Source organism: Amycolatopsis sp. lyj-108, assembly GCF_046549005.1.
Taxonomy (GTDB): domain Bacteria; phylum Actinomycetota; class Actinomycetes; order Mycobacteriales; family Pseudonocardiaceae; genus Amycolatopsis.
Genome location: NZ_JAJPWQ010000012.1, coordinates 259,871 through 280,924, shown reverse-complemented (window position 1 = coordinate 280,924; position 21,054 = coordinate 259,871). Strand labels below are relative to the sequence as shown.

Sequence of the window (21,054 nt, the reverse complement as noted above, 5' to 3'; positions counted from 1 at the left end):
CTCAGGCCAGTTCGGCGAGATCCTCGGCACTCAGCGGCAGCTGTCCAGCGGCGATGTTCTCCTCCAGATGCGCGACTGACCCGGTGCCGGGTATCACCAGGATCGACGGCGACCGGGCCAGCAGCCAGGCCAGCGCGACCTGCGGCACGGTCGCGTCACGCCGCGCGGCGACCTTGGCCAGCCGCGCGGTCACGGCGTCGTCGAAGTCGCTGAGCGGGAAGAACGGTACGAACGCGATCCCGGCTCGCGCACAGGAATCCACCATCGCGTCGTGCTCGCGGCGCCCGAAGTTGTAGAGGTTCTGGACGGACACGATCGGGGCGACGGCCTGTGCCTCGGCCAGCTGAGGCGCCGACACGTTGGAGATGCCGAGATGCCGGATCAACCCTTCATCCCGCAACCCGGACAGCGTCTCGAGCGCCGACTCCATCGAGCCTTCTTCGGGGGTGACGGCGGCGTCCATCCGCAGGTTCACCAGGTCGAGACGGTCGATTCCCAGCGACGACAGGTTCGCCTCGACGGCCCGGCGCAGCCCATCGGCGGTCAGGCCGACGCGGGTACCGGGTTTGAGGTCCTCGTCCCCTTCCATGATCGGCCCGACCTTGGTGACGATCACCAGGTCATCCGGATACGGATGCAGCGCCGCGCGGATCAACTCGTTGGCGGCCACGCCGTCCCGGTTGTAGTAGTAGCTGGTGTCGATGTGGTTGACCCCGAGCTCCACCGCACGACGTAACACGGCGAGCGCGGTGTCACGGGCCGGTCGGCGGGCGCCGTCCGGCCAACCGGTCAGTTTCATGGAGCCGTAACCGATCCGCGTGACGTCAAGGTCGCCACCGATCACCGAATGCCCGCCGGGCGTGGCGTCTGCTGTTGTCATGACGACAGCGAAGCAGACGGCTCTCGCTTCCACCGCGTCACCCGACGTACGCCACCGCCAATCACGTGTTCACCTGGGGCCAGCAGATCGATATCCGGCCGATCCGCCCGGCACACGCCGTTCAGATCGAGGGCGATGACGGCGAGATCAGCGACCGCGCGCTAGCCGGATACATCGCCAAGTACGCCACCAAGGGCACCAGCACCAGCGAAGTCCCCGACCGTCCAATCCGGTCGGAACGAGCGATCGAGGACCTGGACGTCCTGCCGCACCACCGCCGCATGATCGCTACCGCGTGGGATCTCGGAGCCAGTGAAGATCTCGCGTTCCTGAGGAAGTGGGCGCACATGCTGGGCTTCCGGGGCCACTTCCTCACCAAGTCACAGCGCTACTCCGTCACCTTCACCACGCTGCGCGGCGACCGCCGCACCCACCAGCACATCGCCACGCTCGAAGCCCTCGGGACCACCCCGGACAGCGTGACCGTCGTCAACCACTGGAACTACACCGGAAACGGCCACAACAACCCGGAAGAACGCGAGATCGCTGAAGCGATCTACGAAGGAAAACGCCTACAGCGTAAGGACAAACTCGCAAAGGAGAACCAGCCATGAACCAGCCACTGATGACCAACGGGAGCTCCGCCGCTAAGCAGGCACGAGCGGTCTTGACCGCGATTTGCGCGCTGATGGTCCGGCATGACGCGCTCGACGACAACCCGGTCCGGGAGATCGAGTCACTGGGCAAGAAGAAGAACAAGAGTGGCAAGAAGCCCCGACTCATCACCGGGAAGAACGCGGGGAGCGCGCTGCAGCTCTTCCATGACTCCGAGGACGCGGCACGCTGGGACCTGGTCGACGTCCAGGAAGCCCTATCCGGGCGCGGCTGCCGGATCGGTGAATTGCTGGCGCTTGACTGGGAAACCTCGGTGGACTTTGACGACGGGACCATCTGGATCCACGGCACCGTGATCCGGGTCACCGGCGTTGGGCTGATCGTCCAGGACTACACCAAGAGCCCCGCCGGGATGCGCCGCATCCGTCCCCCCGCATGGGTGATGGACATCCTCAAGCGACGCTATACCGACGCGACCTCGCCGTGGTGCTTCCCGTCCTCCACGGACACGCTGCGGGACCCGGACAACACCCGCAAATACATCCGTCGGGTGGTCGAGGGAACACCGTTCCAGGGGCTTCACCCGCACGACTGGCGGCACTACGTCATTTGGAGGCTCGACGCTGCTGGACTGTCGGCACGCGAGATCGCTGACTATGTCGGTCACGACGATCCGAGCACGACACAAGACGTGTACATGGAGCGGGGCGTTGTGGGCGAGGAGGCCGGTGCCGCACTGACCGCGCGCCCGGCGGTCGCCGCCTGAAACGAAGGGCTGATCAACGAGGAAACCCCTGGCCACTTGCGTGACCAGGGGTTTCCCTGTGGCGGCGTGCCCCCGGCAGGACTTGAACCTGCGACCTAGAGATTAGAAGGCTCTTGCTCTATCCAGCTGAGCTACGAGGGCCGACGTCGGCGACGTTGGGTGTCGCCCAGCATCGGCAGCTTAGCCGTCGCCAACCTGTCGATCGTTCGACACCGCCAGATCGTTTCAGGTCGAGCCCACCGTTTTTTGGAACGCCCGTGAGCGCGTCACGACGCGGGGTGACGCGCTCACGGGCCGGGGCCGCTTCGGGGGAGCGGCCCCTGGGTTCATGCAGGTCGCGAGTCGACTCTTCCGCGAGTGACCGGCACGAACCGCCGGGGTGGTCAGTCCCAGATCTTGAGGGCGCGGATCACGAACGGTCCCTGGGGTACGTAGGTGCCGCCACCCGGATAGGTGATGAAATCTCCTTCGGTCGTGCACTCCTCGCTTTGGTAAATCGTCACGTCCCGGCTCAGCCGGTTGACGAACGAATGCCCGTCGAAGCCTTCGGGTAAGGGAATGCATTCGTCGGGATTGGAGGTACGCAGGTCGAATTTGTGCACCGCGCCGCCGTACGATTCTTCGCCCCAGACGCAGAACTCGCCCTTCTGGCAGGCGGGTTCGGGCGGCGCCGTGGTGGCGTTCGCGACTCCGGCGCTGGTCAGCAGGCCGACCATGGCCAGCAGGAGCACGTGCGGGAGGCGGGCGCGCAGGTTCGTCAAACGTCGTTGCATGGTTGGGTTCTCCCCCGTGATTCGGCGGCTCGGGTGCCGTCGGTGAATGTGTGATTCCACGATGATCCGAGGGGGAGGCTTTGTCAGCCCGCATTTCTACTTCTGTGGATAAGTAGTTGTGCGCCGCTCGATCGGGGTGAGTTGTCCACATATCACCGGGACCGCCTTGTGCTCGCCGAAATCGGCTGCTAGGCGGGCGCGGTGGACTCGCGGACGACCAGTTCGGTGGGGATCTCGGCGGGCGCGGGCGTCTTTTCCCCGCGCAGCAGGGTCAGCACCAGATCACCGGCCGCGCGCCCCTTGGCGGCGAGGTCCTGCCGGACGGTCGTCAGCGGTGGTTCGGACCACCGAGCGGGCGGGACGTCGTCGAAGCCCACGACCGAAAGATCACCCGGGACCGACAGCCCGAGATGTCTCGCCGCCGAGATCGCCGCCAGTGCCAGCAGGTCCGACATGCACAACAGCGCGGTCGGCCGCGGTTGCCGCTCCAACAGGCCGAAGGCGCTCGGCAGCGCGGCTTCGGCCGAAAGTCCCGACGCCTCCCAGATCGGTGTGTCCGCCGCCGGGATCCCCGCCTCGGCCAGGGTCTCCAGGTAGCCGGCCATCCGCTCGCGGTTGTCGTGGAACCGGCTGTTGCCTGCCTCCGCCATGCTCAGCTCGCCGCCGCGGGGAGCCGAGAGGCACTGCGCCGACAAAATCCCGATCCGCCGGTGCCCGAGTTCCACCAGATGCCGGGCGGCGGCGGCCGCTCCCGCCCGGTCCGCCACCCCGATCCTGGCCGAACCGCGGATATGCGGCTGGTCGATCACCACCAGCGGCAGGCTTCGATCCCGCACCGCGTTCAGCGCGGGCGCGCCGTCGGGCAGCGAATACGCCACCGCGATGTCGGCTTGCGCGGTCAGGATCCGCTCCGCGCGCGGGCCGCCGCTCTCGCCGTCGCCGGGGAGCAGCAGCAGGGCGTGACCCTCGGGATCGACGACGGTCGAGAGGGCGTCGAGGGTGAGCGACAACGCGGGATCCGAGAACGCCGTCGAAAGATTCGTGTCGAGCAGGACGGCGATCGCGCCGGTGCGGCTGGTGGCCAGGCTTCGGGCGGTCGGATTCGGCCCCGCGTACCCGATCCTCTTGGCCGCGCGAAGCACCTCTTCGCGCAGTTGAGCGGACAGCTGATCGGGCCGGTTGTAGGCGTTGGAGACGGTCGCCCGAGACACCCCGACGGCGTCGGCGACATCGTCCAACGTCGGCCTTCGCCGTCGCGCGGTGGTCACCGCCGCAGTCTAGTCCCGCCAGGAGCCGGTGGACTTTCTGAAGCGCTTAAGTCATTCTGGTGGAAGAGGAATCGGAAGGAGACTGGGGTCTATGCGTGACCGTACGGCCGTTTTCGTCGTGTTCGCGCTCAACGGGGCCGCGCTCGGCTCCTGGGCGCCGCGGACTCCCGCGTTGTCGGAACGGGTGGGCGCCTCGCCGGGTGTCTTCGGCCTTGCCCTGTTGGGCGCCAGCGTCGGCATGCTGATCGCGGCGTCGGTTTCGGGGCGGTTGATCGAGCGGCACGGTGCCCGCGCCGTGGTCGCGGGCAGCACGATCATCGCCTGCGCCGCGCTGCCGATGATCGGCTTCTCGACGTCGGTCGCCCTGCTCGCCGGGGCGTTGTTCGTCCTCGGCGCGAGCGTCGGCGCGCTGGACGTGGCGATGAACGTCGCCGGAGTCGAGGTCGAGCGCCGGTCCGGACGCGCGATCATGCCGATACTGCACGCCGGGTTCAGCTTCGGCGCGCTGGCGGGTTCCGTCGCCGCCGGATTCGCCGCGTCGCACCACTGGTCACCGGGGCGGCATCTCACGGTCGCCGCGTTGGCCGCGCTGGTGGTGCTCGCCTTCGTCATCGTCGCCGTGCCCGGCGCGCGGCCCGTGCATACCGAACCCGTCGAGAAGCCGCGGGTGGCGCCGATCAAACGGCCTGTCCTCTGGCTGCTCGCCGCCATCGCGTTGTTCTCGGCGATCGCGGAAGGCGCGAGTTCGGACTGGTCCGCGCTGCTGATGACGTCCGTGCACGGGGTCGGCGACGGCGCCGCGGCGTTCGCCTATTCCGGATTCGCACTGGCCATGGCGCTCGCCAGGCTCGCGGGCGCCTGGGTTCAAAACCGCTTCGGCGCGACCCGTGCGCTGGCGGTGGGTGCCGGGATCGCCGCGGCAGGGCTCGTCCTCGCCGCGCTCGCCCGCATTCCCGTGTTCGGGTTCGTCGGTTTCGCACTGGCGGGCGCCGGGCTGGCCGCGGCCTTCCCGATCGCGCTGAGCCTCGCGGGCGCGTCGGGCAAACGCGCGGACGGCACCGGAGGCGAGCGGGAACTGGCCTTCGTCACCGCGATCGCCTACACCGGTTTCCTCGCCGGGCCACCCCTGATCGGCGGGATCGCGCAGGTGACGTCGCTTTCGGTGTCGTTCCTGTTCGTCGGACTGACCGCCGCGCTGATCGTGCCGTCCGCGGTGGCCGCGGCGCGGGCGGGCAAACGGGAGAAGGCCTCCGAACCCGTCAGCCGTTGACATCCTCGCCGTAACGCGGGCAAGCTGATTGCTCGTAAACTGAAATGAATGCGACTCGTTCGCTGTTTCAGGACGGCTGATCCGGGGAGGAGCGGCGTGAGGGTGCTGATGCTCGGGGGCGGCGTGGGGATCCTGACCGGCCGTCACCAGGTGCCCGGGATCCCGGCGCGACTGGTGCAGACCACGTTGCCCCGGCTCGTCCTGGTCCCGCTGGTCTTCCGGCTGGTGATGCTGGTGCAGGCGCTGTGGTCGGCGGGTCTCGGCGGGCCCTCGGTGCTGTGGGCGTTCGCGCTGATGCACCTCGTGCCGAACGTCGCCGAAGCCGTTTGGGCCTTCCGGCGGTCTCCGGCCGGTACGCGAATGGTGCCGGTGGCCGACGCCGGGTTCGCCGTCCTCTTCATCCTGGCGGCGGCGCTGATCTCGCCGGATCTCGCGATCACGTCGATCACCTGGACCCATCTGATGGGCACGGTGATGATCTGGGCCCTGCTGCGTGGCGCGCTGGCTGGGTCCTTGGTCGCCGGCGGGGCGGTGGCGCTGAACACCCTGCTGGACCCGGCTTCCTCGCTGGGGCTCTTCCTCACCCTCGCGACCGCGTTGGTGGCGTCCCTCGCGATCGTCGGCCTGGTCGGCGCTTCGATGCGGTTCGCCCTCGGGTTCGGGGAGCAGCAAGGCCGGGCGGCGGAACGCGAACGGCATCGCCGCGATGTCCATGACACGGTTCTGCAGGTGATGGAGTCGTTCGCCATCCCCGCGCCCGCCGACGAACTCGATCCGGCGGCCAGCCTCGACCGCGTCCGCCGGACCGCTCGCGCCCAGGCGATGCGCATCCGGATCAGCCTCGAGCACGAATCCTCCGAGAGGATCGGACTGCACCAGCGGTTGCGGTTGCTCGCCGCCGAAATGGCCGCGGAAGGCCTGCGCGCCGAGGTCGTCATCCAGGACGACTGTGCCCCGGAACTCCCGGAAGAAGCGGCCATGGCCCTGCACGACTCGGCAAGGGAAGCCTTGCGCAACACGCTGAAGCACTCCGGGACCAAGCGGGCCGTCGTCAGCGTCGAGGAGATCGGCGGCGGGGTTTCCTTGACGGTGCGCGATCACGGCGCCGGTTTCGATGTCGGCGACCGGCGGCGCGGCTTCGGCCTCGAGAACTCGATCATCGCGCGGATGGCGGACATCGGCGGTTTCGCGCGGATCGAATCCACGCCGGGACTGGGGACCCGGGTGGTGCTCCTCGCGCCGTCAGTCTTGCGTGTCCCCGTCGGGTGAGTCGCGCCACTGGCGAAACGGGCGGTCCAGCATCCATTTGCCATCCGTGCGCTCGACGACGCGGTATTCGCAGGTCGTCGGGTTGGACAGGGATTCGAACAACTCGACACTCCAGCCGAAGAGACGGCGGCACAGCAACCGGATGGTCAGCCCGTGCGAGACGACCAGCACGGTTTCGGGGTGATCTTCGCCGCACGCCGCCAGCTCGCTGAGGAACGCCGCGACCCGGTCGTCGACGTCCGCCCCGGATTCGCCGAACGGGAGCCGGTAGAAGAAGTGCCCGAATTCGTGGCGCCGCTGCTTCTGGACCTCCTGCTCCAGCGGATCCTGGAGGTTGCCCCAGTCCTGCTCCCGCAGCCTCGGCTCCGGCACGATCCGCTCGCACGCGTCCCTGATGTCCAGTAGCCGCAACGTTTCCCGCGTCCGCAGATACGGGCTGACGTAGACCGCCGGTCGCTGCCCGCCGAGGAGTTCCGCGATCTCCGGGCCCGCCAGTTTCGCCTGCTCGCGGCCGGCCTCGGTCAGCGGGAGAGCATGGTCGGGAATCCGGGTGTAAGCGAGCTCGTCGACGTTGCCGAGCGACTCGGCATGCCTCAGCAGGATGATCCGCACGCCGCCATCTTGCCCCTTGCACGCTCGGCATACCCTCGTGACGTGCCTTCAGACCCCGAGACGAAACCGGCCCCGTCCGCGCGGAAGGCCGGTGTCCTGCCGCTGGTGTCGATCGGTGCGCTGCTGGCCGCGGTGGTGGCCGTCGGCCTGGTCGCGCTGACCGGTGGCGCCGGTTACGTCATCGCCGGCCTGCCGGATCCCGGACTGGTGACCCGCTACGGCATCACCGTCGTCCGGGTGCTGGCCGAGGCGGCTTCGGTGCTGTGTGTGGGTTCGCTGCTGCTCGCCGCGTTCCTTGTCCCGCCGCAGAAATCCGGCACGCTCGCGGCCGACGGTTACGCGGCCATCCGGGTCGCGGGCGTCGCCGCATGGGTCTGGTTCTTCGCGGCCGCCGCGTCGATCTTCTTCTCCGCGGCCGACGGCGCCGGGCGCCCGTTCACCGAGGTGCTCTCACCGCAGGTGCTGATCGACCTCGTCGACGCCATCGAGCAGCCCAAGGCCTGGCTGTTCACCGCGTTGATCGCGCTGCTGGTCGCGCTCGGCTGCCGTCTCGCGCTGACCTGGGGCTGGACGACGGTGGTCTTCTTCCTGTCCGTCGGCGGCCTGGTCCCGGTCGCGGTCACGGGCCATTCCGCGAGCGGCGGCTCGCACGACATGGCGACCAACAGCCTGCTGTACCACCTGGTCGCCGCCGCGCTGTGGGTCGGCGGCCTGATCGCGCTGCTCGCGCTCGGCTGGCGCCGCGGCGAGAACCTCAAGCTCGCCGCGACGCGGTTTTCCAAGCTGGCGCTGGTCTGCTGGATCGTGATGGCGGTCTCCGGCGTCGTCAACGCGCTGGTGCGGATCAGGATCGCCGACCTGTTCACCACCGACTACGGCCTGCTGGTGCTCGCGAAGATCGTCGCGTTGTTGCTGCTCGGCGTCTTCGGCCACCAGCAGCGGCAGAAGGGTGTCGCCGGGCTGGTGAACGGCGCGGGCGGCGGGCAGCTGCTGCGGCTCGCCGCCGTCGAGGTGCTGATCATGTTCATCACCATCGGCATCGCCACCGGGCTCGCGAAGACCCCGCCACCGCAGGAATCGCTCACCCAGCCGTCGACAACGGAACTGCTGATCGGCTACGACCTCTACGGTCCGCCGACCGTCTTCAGGCTGCTCACGGACTGGCGGTTCGACCTCGTCTACGGCACGCTCGCGCTCGTTCTCGCCGGGCTGTACCTCGCCGGGGTGCGGCGGCTGCGGCGCCGCGGCGACACCTGGGCCACGGGCCGGACGGTCGCGTGGCTCGGCGGTTGTTTCGTGCTGCTGATCGCGACGTCGTCCGGCATCGGCCGGTACGCGCCCGCGATGTTCAGCGTGCACATGGGCAACCACATGCTGCTGTCCATGGTGGCGCCGGTGCTGTTCGTGCTCGGCGGACCCGTGACGCTCGCGCTGCGCGCGCTGCCCGCCGCGGGCAAGGACGCCCCGCCCGGACCGCGTGAATGGCTCCTCGCCTTCGTGCACTCGCCGCTTTCGCGATTCCTGACGCATCCGATCGTCGCGCTGCTGCTGTTCGTCGGTTCCTTCTACGGCTTGTACTTCTCGGGCCTGTTCGACTCCGCGCTGAACTACCACTGGGCGCATCTGGCGATGAACGCGCACTTCCTCCTCGCCGGATACGTCTTCTACTGGCCTGTGATCGGCGTCGACCCGGCACCGCGCCGGCTCCCGCCGCTGGGGCGGCTGGGGATGATGTTCGCCGCCATGCCGTTCCACGCGTTCTTCGGGATCGCGCTGATGAGCATGCAGACCGTGCTCGGACAGGACTTCTACCGCGGGCTGAAACTGCCGTGGGTCACCGACCTGCTCACCGATCAGCGGCTCGGCGGCGGGATCGCTTGGGCGTCCGGCGAACTGCCGGTCCTGCTGGTGTTGGTCGCGCTGCTGGTGCAGTGGGCGCGTCAGGACGAACGGGAGGCCCGGCGGCGGGATCGCCGCGAGGACGCCTCGGGTGACGCGGATCTGAACGCCTACAACGCGATGCTGAAGAAACTCGCGGATCAGGGCCGGGGGCCGGGTTCCGGCTCGTAGCGCTTTGGCCGGGCTCGCGCCGGGATGGTGACTCGACTCCTCCCCGCGAGCCTGTCGGGCATAGGTAGGGGGCCACTACCGCTCCGGCGCTGACCGTCTCCTACCACATCCCCGCGCCCACGCCGGCCGTTCAGTCCGAGTTGTCCACAGGAAGCCCACATCGCCCGGAGTTGTCCACAGATCCGGTTCGTCTCCTTTTCCGCCCTTCGATCCGAGGCAGTCTTGTGATCAAGGGAAACACCGGGAGCGGCCCGGAACGAGGAGAAAGGCGAGTGTGATGGCGATGGGCGAAACGTGGGTGACCATGATCGGCAACCTGACCAGCGAACCGGTCCACCATCCGGAGCGGGTGCACGGGCACGATGTCGTGTCGTTCGGCTTGCGGAGTGTCGAACGCCGGTACGACAAGGAAAGAGGGGAGTGGGGCGAGGGGCGGCAGCTCGCGGTCAAGGTCACCTGCTGGCGCAAGCTGGCGATGGCGGCGTTCTCCTGCCTGAGCAAGGGCGATCCGGTGATCGTGGCCGGGCGGCTGCGCGGCGCCGAGACCGCGGAGGAGATCCCGGCGCCTCTGGGTCTACCTGAGCTTGAGGCCTTCTCCATCGGGCCCAATCTCGCGCGTTGCTCGGCCGAGATCCACCGGATGGGACGTGACCGGCCGAGGGCGATCCCGCTGTCCCCGCCGCCCGTGGGGAATCCCATGGTCACCGCGCTGGAGGACGCGCCCGTGGCGGAAGGTGCCGATGCTCGTTCAGTGATGTCGGGCTGACTGACGGTAGCTCGATGGTGACCGCCGTCAAGGCCGCGATCGGCTCGCTCTACGATCGCTTGTATGGCCGAGTTCATCTACACCATGAAGAAGGTGCGCAAGACCGTCGGGGACAAGGTCATCCTCGACGACGTCAGCACCGCGTTCTACCCCGGCGCCAAGATCGGCGTGGTGGGGCCGAACGGCGCGGGTAAGTCCACCGTTCTGAAGATCATGGCGGGGATCGAGCAGGCCAGCAACGGCGAAGCCTTCCTCCAGCCTGGCGCCAGCGTCGGCATCCTCATGCAGGAGCCGGAGCTCAACGAGGAAAAGACCGTCCGCGAGAACGTCGAAGAGGGTCTCGGCGACATCAAGGTCAAGCTCAACCGCTTCAACGAGGTCGCCGAGCTGATGGCGACCGACTACAGCGACGAGCTGATGGAGGAGATGGGCAAGCTCCAGGAGGACCTCGACCACGCCGACGCGTGGGAGATCGACTCCGCGGTGGAGCAGGCGATGGACGCCCTGCGTTGCCCGCCGCCGGAAGAGCCGGTCACCCACCTCTCCGGTGGTGAGCGCCGCCGGGTCGCGCTGTGCAAGCTCCTCCTGTCCGCGCCCGACCTGCTGCTCCTCGACGAGCCCACCAACCATCTGGACGCCGAAAGCGTGCTGTGGCTGGAACAGTTCCTGGCGAACTACGCCGGTGCCGTCCTCGCCGTCACCCACGACCGGTACTTCCTGGACAACGTCGCCGAGTGGATCATGGAGCTCGACCGCGGCCGCGTCGTCGGCTACGAGGGCAACTACTCGACGTACCTGGAGAAGAAGCGCGAGCGCCTCGAAGTCCAGGGCAAGAAGGACGCCAAGCTCGCCAAGCGGCTGAAGTCCGAACTCGACTGGGTCCGGTCCAACGCCAAGGCGCGCCAAACCAAGTCGCGGTCCCGGCTGGACCGCTACGAAGAGATGGCCGCGGAAGCGGACAAGCACCGCAAGCTCGACTTCGAAGAGATCCAGATCCCGCCGGGGCCCCGGCTGGGCAGCGTGGTCGTCGAGGTCGAGAAGCTGCGCAAGGGGTTCGACGACCGCGTGCTGATCGACGGGCTGTCGTTCGATCTGCCGCGCAACGGCATCGTCGGCGTCATCGGGCCGAACGGCGTCGGCAAGACGACCCTGTTCAAGACGATCGTCGGGCTCGAGGAGCCGGACGACGGCCGGGTGAAGATCGGCGAGACGGTCAAACTGTCCTATGTGGACCAGAACCGTGGCGGGATCGACCCGAAGAAGACGGTATGGGAGGTGGTTTCGGACAAGCTGGACTACATCCACGTCGGGCAGACCGAAATGCCCTCGCGTGCCTACGTCAGCGCGTTCGGTTTCAAGGGTCCGGACCAGCAGAAGCCGGCGGGCGTGCTCTCCGGTGGTGAGCGCAACCGGCTGAACCTGGCGCTGACCCTCAAGCAGGGCGGGAACCTGATCCTGCTCGATGAGCCGACGAACGACCTGGACGTCGAGACCCTGGGCTCGCTGGAGAACGCTCTCGAGCAGTTCCCCGGTTGCGCCGTGGTCATCTCGCACGACCGGTGGTTCCTCGACCGGGTCGCGACGCACATCCTCGCCTGGGAAGGCACGGACGAGAACCCCTCGCAATGGTTCTGGTTCGAAGGTAACTTCGAGGGCTACGAGAAGAACAAGGTCGAACGTCTCGGTGCCGAGGCGGCTCGTCCGCACCGCGTCACCCATCGCAAGCTGACCCGCGACTGAGGGCCGGGGGTTCCCCGTGGAAGCCAGCAAGCGCCAACGGCCGGGCTCGCCCACCACCTTGGTGGGTGGGCGGACGGCTGCCACCGGGGGAACCCTGTCCGCTGTCGGCAGGCTGATCGAACGCGCGGACGCCCTGCACCTGAGGGCGCCCGAGCTCGCCTTGGTCCTCGGGGAGCGCGCGGCAGCGCTCGCCGAGGCCGCCGGTGCCGACGAACAGTGGATCCGCGCGGAGAGCCTGGTGGTGAGCGCGCGGGTGCGGCTCGGTGGCCGTCCCCGGACGGTCGGCAGGGCGGTGGCCGCCCTGCGCGCCGCCGAACACGCGGGCTACGGCGACATCGCCGCTCGGCTGCGGATCGACCTCGCGGTCTGCGCGCGTAGTGTCGGCATCCCGTTGACGGGGCTGGCCGCGCTGCGTCCGTTGCTGGCGGATCCGGCGGTCTCGCCGGCGCACCGGGCCGAGGCGTTGTGTCACCTCGTCGGCTGCTTGGCGCAATTCGGCCGCAAGGCGGAACTGGATCGGGTGCTCGCCGAGGCGGACAAGCTGGTGCTCGGCGACGGCTCGATGACGGCGGACTCGCAACTGCTGATCCGCGCGATGCTGCGGGTCGGGGTGTCGGCGCACCGTCGCCGTCACGGAGATCTGACGTCGGCCGCCGATGCCGCGCGGACCGGGCTCGGCATGCTCGAAAAGCTCGCGAACCGTGACGACGACGGAGGTCTCGTCCGGATCAGGCTGGCACTGCAACTCGTGTGCACGTTGCTGGACAGGGGCGACACGGAGCTGGCGCTGGAGGTCGCGCAGCCGATCCTCGACGCGCCCGTCCGGGCCGCCGGGATCGCGCCCGCCGCGTGGCTGCGGCTGGCGGTGGCCACCCGTGTCCTGCTTCCCGCGGGGTCCGGGGAAGCCGCGGGCATGCTCGTCCGTGAAGCGGTCGCCGCGACCGAGGATCACAACCTGCACGCCGTCACGGCACGGCTGTGGCTGGAACTCGCGCAGATCGAGGAACGGCTCGGGCGGGCCGAGGAGGCCATCGGCTGCCTGCATCGTTCGCGTGCCGCCGAGCATCTGCACTCGCGTGCGCGCAGGCAGGCGTGCAACGTCCTGGTCGGCGAGTTCGGCGCGGCCGAGAACGCGGCTGTCGACCTCGACGACGTCCTGCGCGCCGTCGCCGAGAGGCCGTCGGCCACCCCGATGCGGGTTCCGGCACCGGAACCGGCCGAGGTGACCGCGGTGATGGCGCCGATCGACGCGGCGCCCCCGAAACGGGCCGCGGCCGAGCCGCCGGTTCGTCGCGAGCCGACGCAGCCCGTGCGGCAGAACAGGCAGGCGGAACCCGCGCGGGTGCGGCAGAGCCGTCAGACAGAACCCGCGCCGGTGCGGCAGACGCCGGTCGAGGTCCCCCGTCCCGCCGAGCCGCCGCGTCCGGTGGAGCCTGCTGTGACACCGGTCGTGGAAAAGACCGAAACACCGGTGTTGAAACCGCCGTCCCGTCCGGAGCCCGCTCAGGAAGCGGCGGTGTCCGACAGCGACTGGCGCCGCCGGGTGCCGAAGAAACCTCAGCAGCCCAAGCCGTCGATCCGGTTCGAGCCGAGGGCCGAACCTGTCGCGCCGAAACTGATGCCGCCGCCGAAGCCGGAGCCCGTGCCGCGGCCCGAGCCCGTGTCACGTCCGGGTCTGGAGACCGGGCGGCGACGCCGTCCGGAGGCTCCCGTGCCTCGTGAGACCGTCGCGGCCGAACCAGCGGTCGCCCAGCCGGAAACCCCGGCCGCGCGCCGGCGGCCCGAGCCCGAGGCGCCCGTGCGGACCGAGACGCCTGTCCGGACCGAGGCGCCCGTCCCGACTGAGACGCCCGTCCGGACCGAGGAGCCGGTGCCCGTGGCGTTCTCGGAATCCGTGGCCCCGGAGCTGCTTCTCGCTCCCGAACCCGCGGCCGAACCCCGGCCGCGCATGGCGGCGGAGGTCCGGACTCCGCGTCCGCCGGGGACCGCCGCACCGTTGTGGGAGAGCGACGAGTGGGCGGCCGAGGAGCGTGCCCGCCGGTCTTCGGCGCCCGTTTCGCGCAAGACCAGGCACGACGCCGAACACGGTTCCGTGGCGGCGAAATCGGTGCTGGACCGGCTCGGGATCTCGAGCACCGGAGGGAAAAGCGGTGGCCGCCGTCGCGCGGACGGCGCCGCGGATCCCGTGCATCCGGAACCCGTCACCGAAGAGCGCGCCGACACCGGCCGTGCCCGTCGAGAGCAGCCCCCGGTCGAGTACACCGAACCCGCGGTGCCGCTCGCGCCGCCGCCTCGGGAAGACCCGCCGCCGAGCCGCGAAACCCGGGAAGGCCCTCGCCCGGGCGCCAAGGAAGAGGTCGCGGATCCGTGGCTGCCGCGGTTGCGGATGCCGCCCGCGCTGGATCCGTTGACCGACACCGGTTCCTGGCGGCCGATCACGCCGTTCCCGGAGAGCTACGCCCGTGCGATCGCGGAGGATGAGCCGCCGCCGGACGCCGGTCTCGCCGACCTGCTCGCCCGCGCGCTCGCGGAGCACCAGGCGGGCACCGCCAGCGCCGCCGCGCTCGTGAAGCAGCTCGGTTCCCAGGACTCGGGAAAGCGTCCGGTCAACGGCCACGACCGGCACCGCACCAACGGAAGCGACTGACCGCGCGAGAGCAAAGGTCCCTTGCTTCGCCTCGGTGGGAACCGAACGTGGCTTGAACGATTCAGTCAGCCCGGTGGGATCGTCCGCCGCGCCCTCGCGGGGCAATGGGTGCTGGTCACCCCGGTGCGGCGGGGCGCGGGAAGGGCCGGACAGACCGCCGATGTGACCGGCGAGTAGCTGAACCGATCACGGCGATTCCGGTATCTGAGCAGGGAAATCTTCGACGGCCGGGAAGGACCCGGCCTTGTGGGGCCCACTGTCCGGAGCTGTAGGTTGGGTCTGGGCCGGTACAGAGTCGTGCCGGTCGCGGTGTCAATCTCGCTACAGTGGAGAGTTGCCTCAAATGAGCTCGACGGGAGTCTCGTCCCTGCCCGGAAAAGATGTCGGCACCGAGGATGGCGCCCGGCGCCGGTCGGCGAACCCGGAGCAGATCCGGGACGACCTGATCGACGCCGCCGCGGCATACGCCCCGGAGATCGGCGACTTGATCCGCCTGTACTACCGGCACATCCCGGCCGAAGAGATTCTCGGTGACGACCCGGTCGACCTCGTCGGCGCCGTCCGCTCGCACCTCCAGCTGGCGAAGGACCGGATGCCCGGCCGTCCCGCGGTGCGGCTGCTGAACCCGACGGGCCCCGAAGACGGCTGGACGCGTGAGGCGACGGTCGTGCAGGTCGTCACGGACGACATGCCGTACCTGGTGGATTCCGTCGCGGCGGAGTTCGCGCGGGACGGGGTGCAGGTGCAGCGCATCGTGCACCCGATCGTCGTGGTGACCCGCGATCTGACCGGTGAGCTGCTGGAGGTCCACCCGGACGCCGACCCGGCGGAGCCGCCGTCGAACTCGGCCGCCGAATCGTGGATGTACATCGAGATCGACCTGGTCACGGACCCGAACCGCGCCCGCGAGCTGGACAACCGGCTGTCGTCGGTGCTGGGTGATGTCCGCGAGGTCGTCGAGGACACCGACAAGATGGCGGAGACGGCTCGCCGTCTCGCCGACGAGCTGGACGGGAATCCGCCGCAGCTGCCCGAGTACGAGGTCGCGGAGGGCGCCCGGCTGTTGCGCTGGCTGGCAGACGGCCACTTCACCTTCCTCGGTTACCGCCGTTACGAGCTGGTCGACAACCCGCATCCGGACAGCGACGACCCTGCCCTGCGCGCGGTGCTGGCCACCGGGCTGGGTGTGCTGCGTCAGGACAGCCTGGCCGCGCGCAGCCTCACCGCCGGTCCCGACACGGCGGCGTCCGCGCTCGCGCCGACGCTGCTGGTGCTGACACAGGCCAGCGCGCCGTCCACGGTTCACCGCCCGGTCTACCCGTACTACGTCGGCGTGAAAACATTCGACGACAACGGGACGGTCACCGGCGAACACCGCTTCCTCGGCATGTTCACCACCACCGCCCTGCACGAGAACGTGCTGGACATCCCGGTGGTCTGCAACCGGGTCCGCGAGGTCATCCACCGCGCGGGCTTCCCGATGGAGTCCTTCTCCGGCCAGCGCATGCTCGAGGTGCTGCAGAACTGGCCGCGCGCGGACCTGTTCTCGGCCGACACCGACTCGCTGTACTCGACGACGACGGGCGCGATCACGCTGTCGGATCGCAGACGGCTGCGCCTGTTCCTGCGCCGTGACCCGTACGGCCGTTTCTACTCGTGCCTCGTGTACCTCCCGCGTGACCGCTACACGACCCGTTCGCGGCTCGCGATGCAGGAGGTCCTGCTCGAAGAACTCGAAGGCACGCAACTGGAGTACAGCGCGCGCATCGGCGAGACCGTGCTCGCGCAGGTGCACTTCATCGTGCACACCGATCCGTCGCAGCGGTCCGAACCGGACACCCTGCGCATCCAGGAACGGCTCAACGAAGCCGTTCGCGGTTGGGACGACCGGATGGTCGAGGCGATCCTCGCCGAGCGCCGCGAGCGCGCCGGCGACAGCGGCGTCGCGATCGGCCTGATGGTCGAGGAGTCCGCGGGCGAACAGGGGCAGCGGTTCGCCGCGGTGTTCCCCGAGGGCTACAAAGAGGACTTCACCGCGCTCGAAGCGCTCGCGGACCTCCGTGCCCTGGAGGCGCTGACCGACGAGGGCGACCTGTCGATGTCGTTCTATCTGCCGGCCGACGCCGAGGCGGGGGAGCGGCGCTTCAAGCTGTACCTGCGCGGAGAGGGCGTCACCCTCTCCCAGGTGCTCCCGGTCCTGCAGCGGATGGGCGTCGAGGTCGTCGACGAACGTCCGTACGAACTGCGCCGCGAGGACGGCGGCCGGTCGTGGATCTACGACTTCGGCCTGCGGATCGACCCGCAGGTCCTCGACCACGCGGACAACGACCTCCGCACCCGCTTCCAGGACGCCTTCCACGCTGCCTGGCGCGGCGACTGCGAGGTCGACGGTTTCAACGGCCTCGTCCTGCGCGCCGGGCTCACCTGGCGTCAGGCGGCCATCCTGCGGGCCTATTCGCGGTACCTGCGCCAGACGAAGATCCCGTTCTCGCAGGAGTACATCGAGAACACCGTGCTCGCGCACACCGACATCGCCACCGCGCTGGTGCGGCTCTTCGAGACCCGATTCGATCTCTCGCTCGGCGAGGAGGCCCGCGCGTCGCAGGCCGAGCAGCTGACCACCGAGATCGGCAAGCTGGTCGACGAGGTGACCAGCCTCGACGAGGACCGGATCCTGCGACGGCTGATGGCGGTCATCCTCGCCACGCTGCGCACGAACTACCACGTCACAGACGGCGAGGGGAACTCCCGCCGGTACCTGGCGCTCAAGCTCGACCCGAGCGCGGTGCCCGAACTGCCCGAGCCGCGGCCGAAGTACGAGATCTTCGTGTACTCGCCCCGCATCGAGGGTGTGCACCTGCGTTTCGGTGACGTCGCGCGCGGTGGCCTGCGGTGGTCCGACCGCCGGGAGGACTTCCGCACGGAGATCCTCGGCCTGGTCAAGGCGCAGGCGGTCAAGAACGCGGTCATCGTGCCTGTCGGCGCGAAGGGCGGCTTCGTCGTGAAGCGCCCGCCGGCGGCGACCGGTGACCCGGGCCTGGATCGCGACGCCCAGCTGAACGAGGGCATCGCCTGCTACCGGATGTTCATCTCCGGCCTGCTGGACGTGACGGACAACCGCGTCGAGGGCAAGACCGTTCCGGCGCCGGGCGTGGTCCGCCACGACGGTGACGACAGCTACCTCGTGGTCGCGGCCGACAAGGGCACCGCGAAGTTCTCCGACATCGCGAACGAGGTTTCGGCGAACTACGGGTTCTGGCTGGGCGACGCCTTCGCTTCCGGTGGCTCGGTCGGCTACGACCACAAAGCCATGGGCATCACCGCGAAGGGTGCTTGGGAGAGCGTCAAACGCAACTTCCGCGAGCTGGGCAAGGACACCCAGACCGAGGACTTCACCGTCGTCGGCATCGGCGACATGATGGGTGACGTCTTCGGCAACGGCATGCTCCTCTCGGAGCACATCCGGCTGGTGGCCGCGTTCAACCACCTGCACATCTTCCTCGACCCGAACCCGGATTCGGCGACCTCGTTCGCCGAGCGGCGCAGGCTGTTCGACCTGCCGCGCTCGTCGTGGGAGGACTACGACCGCTCGCTGATCAGCGAGGGCGGCGGGATCTTCTCGCGGTCGGCGAAGACGATCCCGATCAGCCCGCAGGTCCGTGAGGCGCTCGGCCTCGGCGAGGACATCGCGAAGCTGGCGCCGAACGACCTGATGCAGGCGATCCTGCTGGCCCCGGTCGAACTGCTGTGGAACGGCGGCATCGGCACCTACGTCAAGGCCGAGAACGAGACCCACGCCGACGCGGGCGACAAGGCCAACGACGCCCTGCGCGTCAACGGGAACCAGCTCCGCGTCAAGGTCGTCGGCGAGGGCGGGAACCTGGGGCTGACCCAGCTCGGCCGGATCGAGTTCGCCCGCACAGGCGGCAAGATCAACACCGACGCGCTCGACAACTCCGCCGGTGTCGACTGCTCCGACCACGAGGTCAACATCAAGATCCTGCTGGATCACCTGATCTCGACCGGATCGCTGGACGCCGAGCAGCGCAACGAACTGCTGGAGCAGATGACCGACGAGGTCGGCGAGCTGGTGCTGGCCGACAACTACCGGCAGAACGCCGTGCTCGGCGTCAGTCGCGCGCACGCAGGTCCGATGGTCTCGGTGCACCAGCGGCTCGTCGCGGCGCTGGTCGCGAAGGGCGCCTTCGACCGCAAGCTCGAAGCGTTGCCGAGTTCGGCGGAGTTCCGCGCGCTGGAGAAGGCGGGTGACGGCCTCACTTCGCCGGAGCTGGCGACGCTGCTCGCGCACGTCAAGCTCGACCTCAAGGACGAGCTGCTGGCGAGCGAGCTGCCGGACTCCGAGGTGTTCTCCCGCCGCCTGCCCGAGTACTTCCCGAAGCCGCTTCGGGAACGCTTCGGCGACGCGATCTTCCAGCACCCGCTGAAGCGCGAGATCATCACGACGATGGTGGCCAACGAGGTCGTCGACGGTGCCGGGATCTCGTACGTCTTCCGCCTGATGGAGGAGATGAACGCGACCGCGACCGACGCCGTCCGCGCGTACGCCGTGGTCACCCACGTGTACGACCTGCCCTCGCTGTGGGCCCAGATCGACGCGCTGGACAACGTCGTGCCGACCGAGGTCGCGGACGAGATGATGCTGGAGACCCGAAGGCTGCTCGACCGGGCCGCCCGCTGGTTCCTCACCAACCGGCCGCAGCCGCTGGCCCCGCTCGCCGAGATCAACCGGTTCGGCCGGGTCGTCGGCGAACTGGCCCCGCGGGCGCACGAGCTGCTTCGCGGTGTCGAGTGCGCTTCGGTCGACGCGAACACCGAGCGGCTGATCGAGAAGGGCGTCCCGGCGGAGCTGGCGGAGCGGGTCGCGCTCCTGCTGCACACCTTCGGCCTGCTCGACGTCACCGACGTCGCGGAGCTCGCCGAGCAGCAGGCCGGCATCGACGCGGTGCACACCCCGGCGGAGACCGCGGGCCTGTACTACGCGCTCTCCGACCACCTCGGCATCGACAAGATGCTGACGTCGATCAGCGGTCTCGAACGCGGCAACCGGTGGCACGCGCTCGCGCGGCTGGCGTTGCGTGACGACGTGTACGGTTCCTTGCGGACGATCACGCTGGACGCGTTGCGGCACAGCGATTCGGGCACCGACCCGGACGAGAAGATCGCGCACTGGGAGAAGACGAACGCTTCGCGGTTGCAGCGGGCCCGCGTCGCGCTGGACGAGATCAGCCAGTTCGGCAAACTCGACCTGGCGACGCTGTCGGTGGCGGCGAGGCAGATCCGGAGCACGGTGAGGTAGTGGCGTACATTTCCCTGATCCGGCCGCGCTGGTCGGATATGGACGTCTACGGGCACGTCAACCACGCGAATCTGGTGACCCTGCTCGAAGAGGCACGGATCCCCCTGCTGTTCGGGGACGCCGTCCGGGCCGGGCTCACCGAACTGCCCAAGGGCATCGTGGTGGTGAAGCTGGCCGTCCATTACCGTTCGCCGATCGTAGTGTCCGATCAGGACATCCGGGTGGAGATCTCGTTGAAGGACTTGAAGCACGCCAGCTTCACTCTCGGCTACCGGGTGCACGCCGGGCCCGCCGGGTCCGACAAGGTCGCGGTCACCGCGGAGACGGTGCTCGCGCCGTACGACACCGGGTCGGAGCGGCCCCGGCGGCTGACCGAGGACGAACGCGCCTTCCTGGAGAAGGGATTCGCGGATGCCTGAGCTCGTCATCCCGGACGCGGGCGACCGCGAAACGCTCGGCGCGTTCGTGGCCAGGGCGGTCCGGCTCGACCAGAACACGCTGGTGCGGCTTCGGCAGCGCGGTGACGGCGTCGTCGAGGCGTGGAGCACGACCCCGTTCGAGGTCCTCGCCACCAGGGCGGTGGCCGGCGACATCACGCCGTCGGACGTCACCGTGTCCGGGAACGAGCTGCTCGCCGCGCTGACCGTCGCCGGCGGTGAGCGGATGGATCCGGGCCCGGCCCGTGACCTGATGTGGCATTCCGAGCTGCCCGCTTCCGGCCGCTGGCAGCTGGTGGACGAACTACCGGCGACGGTGATCTCGGAGCTGGCCGATCGCGGCGTCACTCTGGCCCGCGACAACGTCGGCCCGCACGGCAACCCGCCCGCCTCGCTGATGGATCAGACGGTGCTCACCGTCACCGGCGGCGAGCAGGAGATCAAGGTCCAGATGCGGTGCCTGTTCGCGTTGTCGGGGATGGGTTTCGTCGACTCGACGATCGACGGCGACGTCGTCCGCGTCACCGCGACGGAGTCGTGGATGCGCATCGACGCCAGGTACGGCGCCGTGCTCAAGCGCCGTCACGCCCTGTTGCCGCTGCTGTTCTGACAGAGTCCTTACCG

14 protein-coding genes, 1 tRNA gene and 1 pseudogene are annotated in these 21,054 nt (G+C 69.2%); 11 read left to right on the top strand and 5 right to left on the bottom strand.

Annotation, left to right across the window (positions count from 1 at the left end):
- Position 1: 1 nt before the first annotated feature.
- Complete coding sequence (locus ACLJO0_RS35340) at positions 2–880, bottom strand: oxidoreductase (RefSeq protein ID WP_410583438.1); 879 nt, start codon at positions 878–880, stop codon at positions 2–4.
- A 50-nt stretch (positions 881–930) separates the two neighbouring features.
- On the opposite strand from ACLJO0_RS35340, the pseudogene ACLJO0_RS35335 reads away from it, so the two are divergent.
- Both ACLJO0_RS35335 and ACLJO0_RS35330 read left to right on the top strand, forming a co-directional pair.
- Positions 931–1,494, top strand: a pseudogene (locus ACLJO0_RS35335) (replication initiator); the annotation flags it as partial.
- Positions 1,491–2,261: a site-specific integrase gene (locus ACLJO0_RS35330; RefSeq protein WP_410583436.1), complete on the top strand. Its 771-nt coding sequence runs from the start codon at positions 1,491–1,493 to the stop codon at positions 2,259–2,261. The pseudogene ACLJO0_RS35335 and the gene ACLJO0_RS35330, both read left to right, overlap by 4 nt.
- A gap of 67 nt (positions 2,262–2,328) precedes the next feature.
- Here ACLJO0_RS35330 and ACLJO0_RS35325 read toward each other — a convergent pair.
- The 3 genes from ACLJO0_RS35325 to ACLJO0_RS35315 all read right to left on the bottom strand — a co-directional run bounded on the left by ACLJO0_RS35325 (position 2,329) and on the right by ACLJO0_RS35315 (position 4,272).
- Positions 2,329–2,402, bottom strand: a tRNA-Arg gene (locus ACLJO0_RS35325).
- A gap of 242 nt (positions 2,403–2,644) precedes the next feature.
- Entirely contained in the window at positions 2,645–3,034 is a 390-nt protein-coding gene (locus ACLJO0_RS35320; protein WP_410583434.1) for a peptidase inhibitor family I36 protein, read from the bottom strand.
- A 188-nt stretch (positions 3,035–3,222) separates the two neighbouring features.
- Positions 3,223–4,272: a LacI family DNA-binding transcriptional regulator gene (locus tag ACLJO0_RS35315; protein ID WP_410583529.1), complete on the bottom strand. Its 1,050-nt coding sequence runs from the start codon at positions 4,270–4,272 to the stop codon at positions 3,223–3,225.
- Between the two features lie 121 nt (positions 4,273–4,393).
- Here ACLJO0_RS35315 and ACLJO0_RS35310 point away from each other — a divergent pair, with 121 nt between their 5' ends.
- Entirely contained in the window at positions 4,394–5,572 is a 1,179-nt protein-coding gene (locus tag ACLJO0_RS35310) for an MFS transporter (RefSeq protein WP_410583432.1), read from the top strand.
- 102 nt (positions 5,573–5,674) lie between these two features.
- Entirely contained in the window at positions 5,675–6,841 is a 1,167-nt protein-coding gene (locus ACLJO0_RS35305; RefSeq protein ID WP_410583528.1) for a sensor histidine kinase, read from the top strand.
- On the opposite strand, the gene ACLJO0_RS35300 is transcribed toward ACLJO0_RS35305, so the two are convergent.
- A complete protein-coding gene (locus tag ACLJO0_RS35300; protein ID WP_410583430.1) occupies positions 6,815–7,453 on the bottom strand; it encodes a histidine phosphatase family protein in 639 nt (212 codons plus the stop codon). The two genes, ACLJO0_RS35305 and ACLJO0_RS35300, sit on opposite strands and share 27 nt — an antisense overlap.
- 42 nt (positions 7,454–7,495) lie before the next feature.
- On the opposite strand from ACLJO0_RS35300, the gene ACLJO0_RS35295 reads away from it, so the two are divergent.
- The 7 genes from ACLJO0_RS35295 to ACLJO0_RS35265 all read left to right on the top strand — a co-directional run bounded on the left by ACLJO0_RS35295 (position 7,496) and on the right by ACLJO0_RS35265 (position 21,040).
- A complete protein-coding gene (locus tag ACLJO0_RS35295; RefSeq protein WP_410583428.1) occupies positions 7,496–9,523 on the top strand; it encodes a cytochrome c oxidase assembly protein in 2,028 nt (675 codons plus the stop codon).
- Positions 9,524–9,800: 277 nt separating this feature from the next.
- A complete protein-coding gene (locus ACLJO0_RS35290; protein ID WP_125786004.1) occupies positions 9,801–10,289 on the top strand; it encodes a single-stranded DNA-binding protein in 489 nt (162 codons plus the stop codon).
- A 63-nt stretch (positions 10,290–10,352) separates the two neighbouring features.
- Positions 10,353–12,029 carry an energy-dependent translational throttle protein EttA gene (gene ettA / locus ACLJO0_RS35285; RefSeq protein ID WP_125793032.1) on the top strand — a complete coding sequence of 559 codons (1,677 nt, stop codon included), beginning with the start codon at positions 10,353–10,355 and terminating at the stop codon, positions 12,027–12,029.
- A 16-nt stretch (positions 12,030–12,045) separates the two neighbouring features.
- Positions 12,046–14,676, top strand: a complete 2,631-nt coding sequence (locus tag ACLJO0_RS35280; protein ID WP_410583425.1) for a hypothetical protein — start codon at positions 12,046–12,048, stop codon at positions 14,674–14,676.
- A 343-nt stretch (positions 14,677–15,019) separates the two neighbouring features.
- A complete protein-coding gene (locus ACLJO0_RS35275) occupies positions 15,020–19,993 on the top strand; it encodes an NAD-glutamate dehydrogenase (RefSeq protein WP_410583424.1) in 4,974 nt (1,657 codons plus the stop codon).
- A complete protein-coding gene (locus ACLJO0_RS35270) occupies positions 19,993–20,412 on the top strand; it encodes an acyl-CoA thioesterase (protein WP_125793036.1) in 420 nt (139 codons plus the stop codon). Before ACLJO0_RS35275 ends, ACLJO0_RS35270 begins: the two co-directional genes overlap by 1 nt.
- On the top strand, positions 20,405–21,040 hold the full coding sequence (locus ACLJO0_RS35265; protein WP_410583422.1) for a hypothetical protein: 636 nt from the start codon (positions 20,405–20,407) through the stop codon (positions 21,038–21,040). Before ACLJO0_RS35270 ends, ACLJO0_RS35265 begins: the two co-directional genes overlap by 8 nt.
- Positions 21,041–21,054 lie beyond the last annotated feature (14 nt).

Bases quoted from the DNA above. Each gene is read 5' to 3' on its own strand.
- ACLJO0_RS35340 (WP_410583438.1), bottom strand. From the start codon at position 880: ATGACAACAGCAGACGCCACGCCCGGCGGGCATTCGGTGATCGGTGGC.
- ACLJO0_RS35330 (WP_410583436.1), top strand. From the start codon at position 1,491: ATGAACCAGCCACTGATGACCAACGGGAGCTCCGCCGCTAAGCAGGCA.
- ACLJO0_RS35320 (WP_410583434.1), bottom strand. From the start codon at position 3,034: ATGCAACGACGTTTGACGAACCTGCGCGCCCGCCTCCCGCACGTGCTC.
- ACLJO0_RS35310 (WP_410583432.1), top strand. From the start codon at position 4,394: ATGCGTGACCGTACGGCCGTTTTCGTCGTGTTCGCGCTCAACGGGGCC.
- ACLJO0_RS35290 (WP_125786004.1), top strand. From the start codon at position 9,801: ATGGCGATGGGCGAAACGTGGGTGACCATGATCGGCAACCTGACCAGC.
- ettA (WP_125793032.1), top strand. From the start codon at position 10,353: ATGGCCGAGTTCATCTACACCATGAAGAAGGTGCGCAAGACCGTCGGG.
- ACLJO0_RS35275 (WP_410583424.1), top strand. From the start codon at position 15,020: ATGAGCTCGACGGGAGTCTCGTCCCTGCCCGGAAAAGATGTCGGCACC.
- ACLJO0_RS35265 (WP_410583422.1), top strand. From the start codon at position 20,405: ATGCCTGAGCTCGTCATCCCGGACGCGGGCGACCGCGAAACGCTCGGC.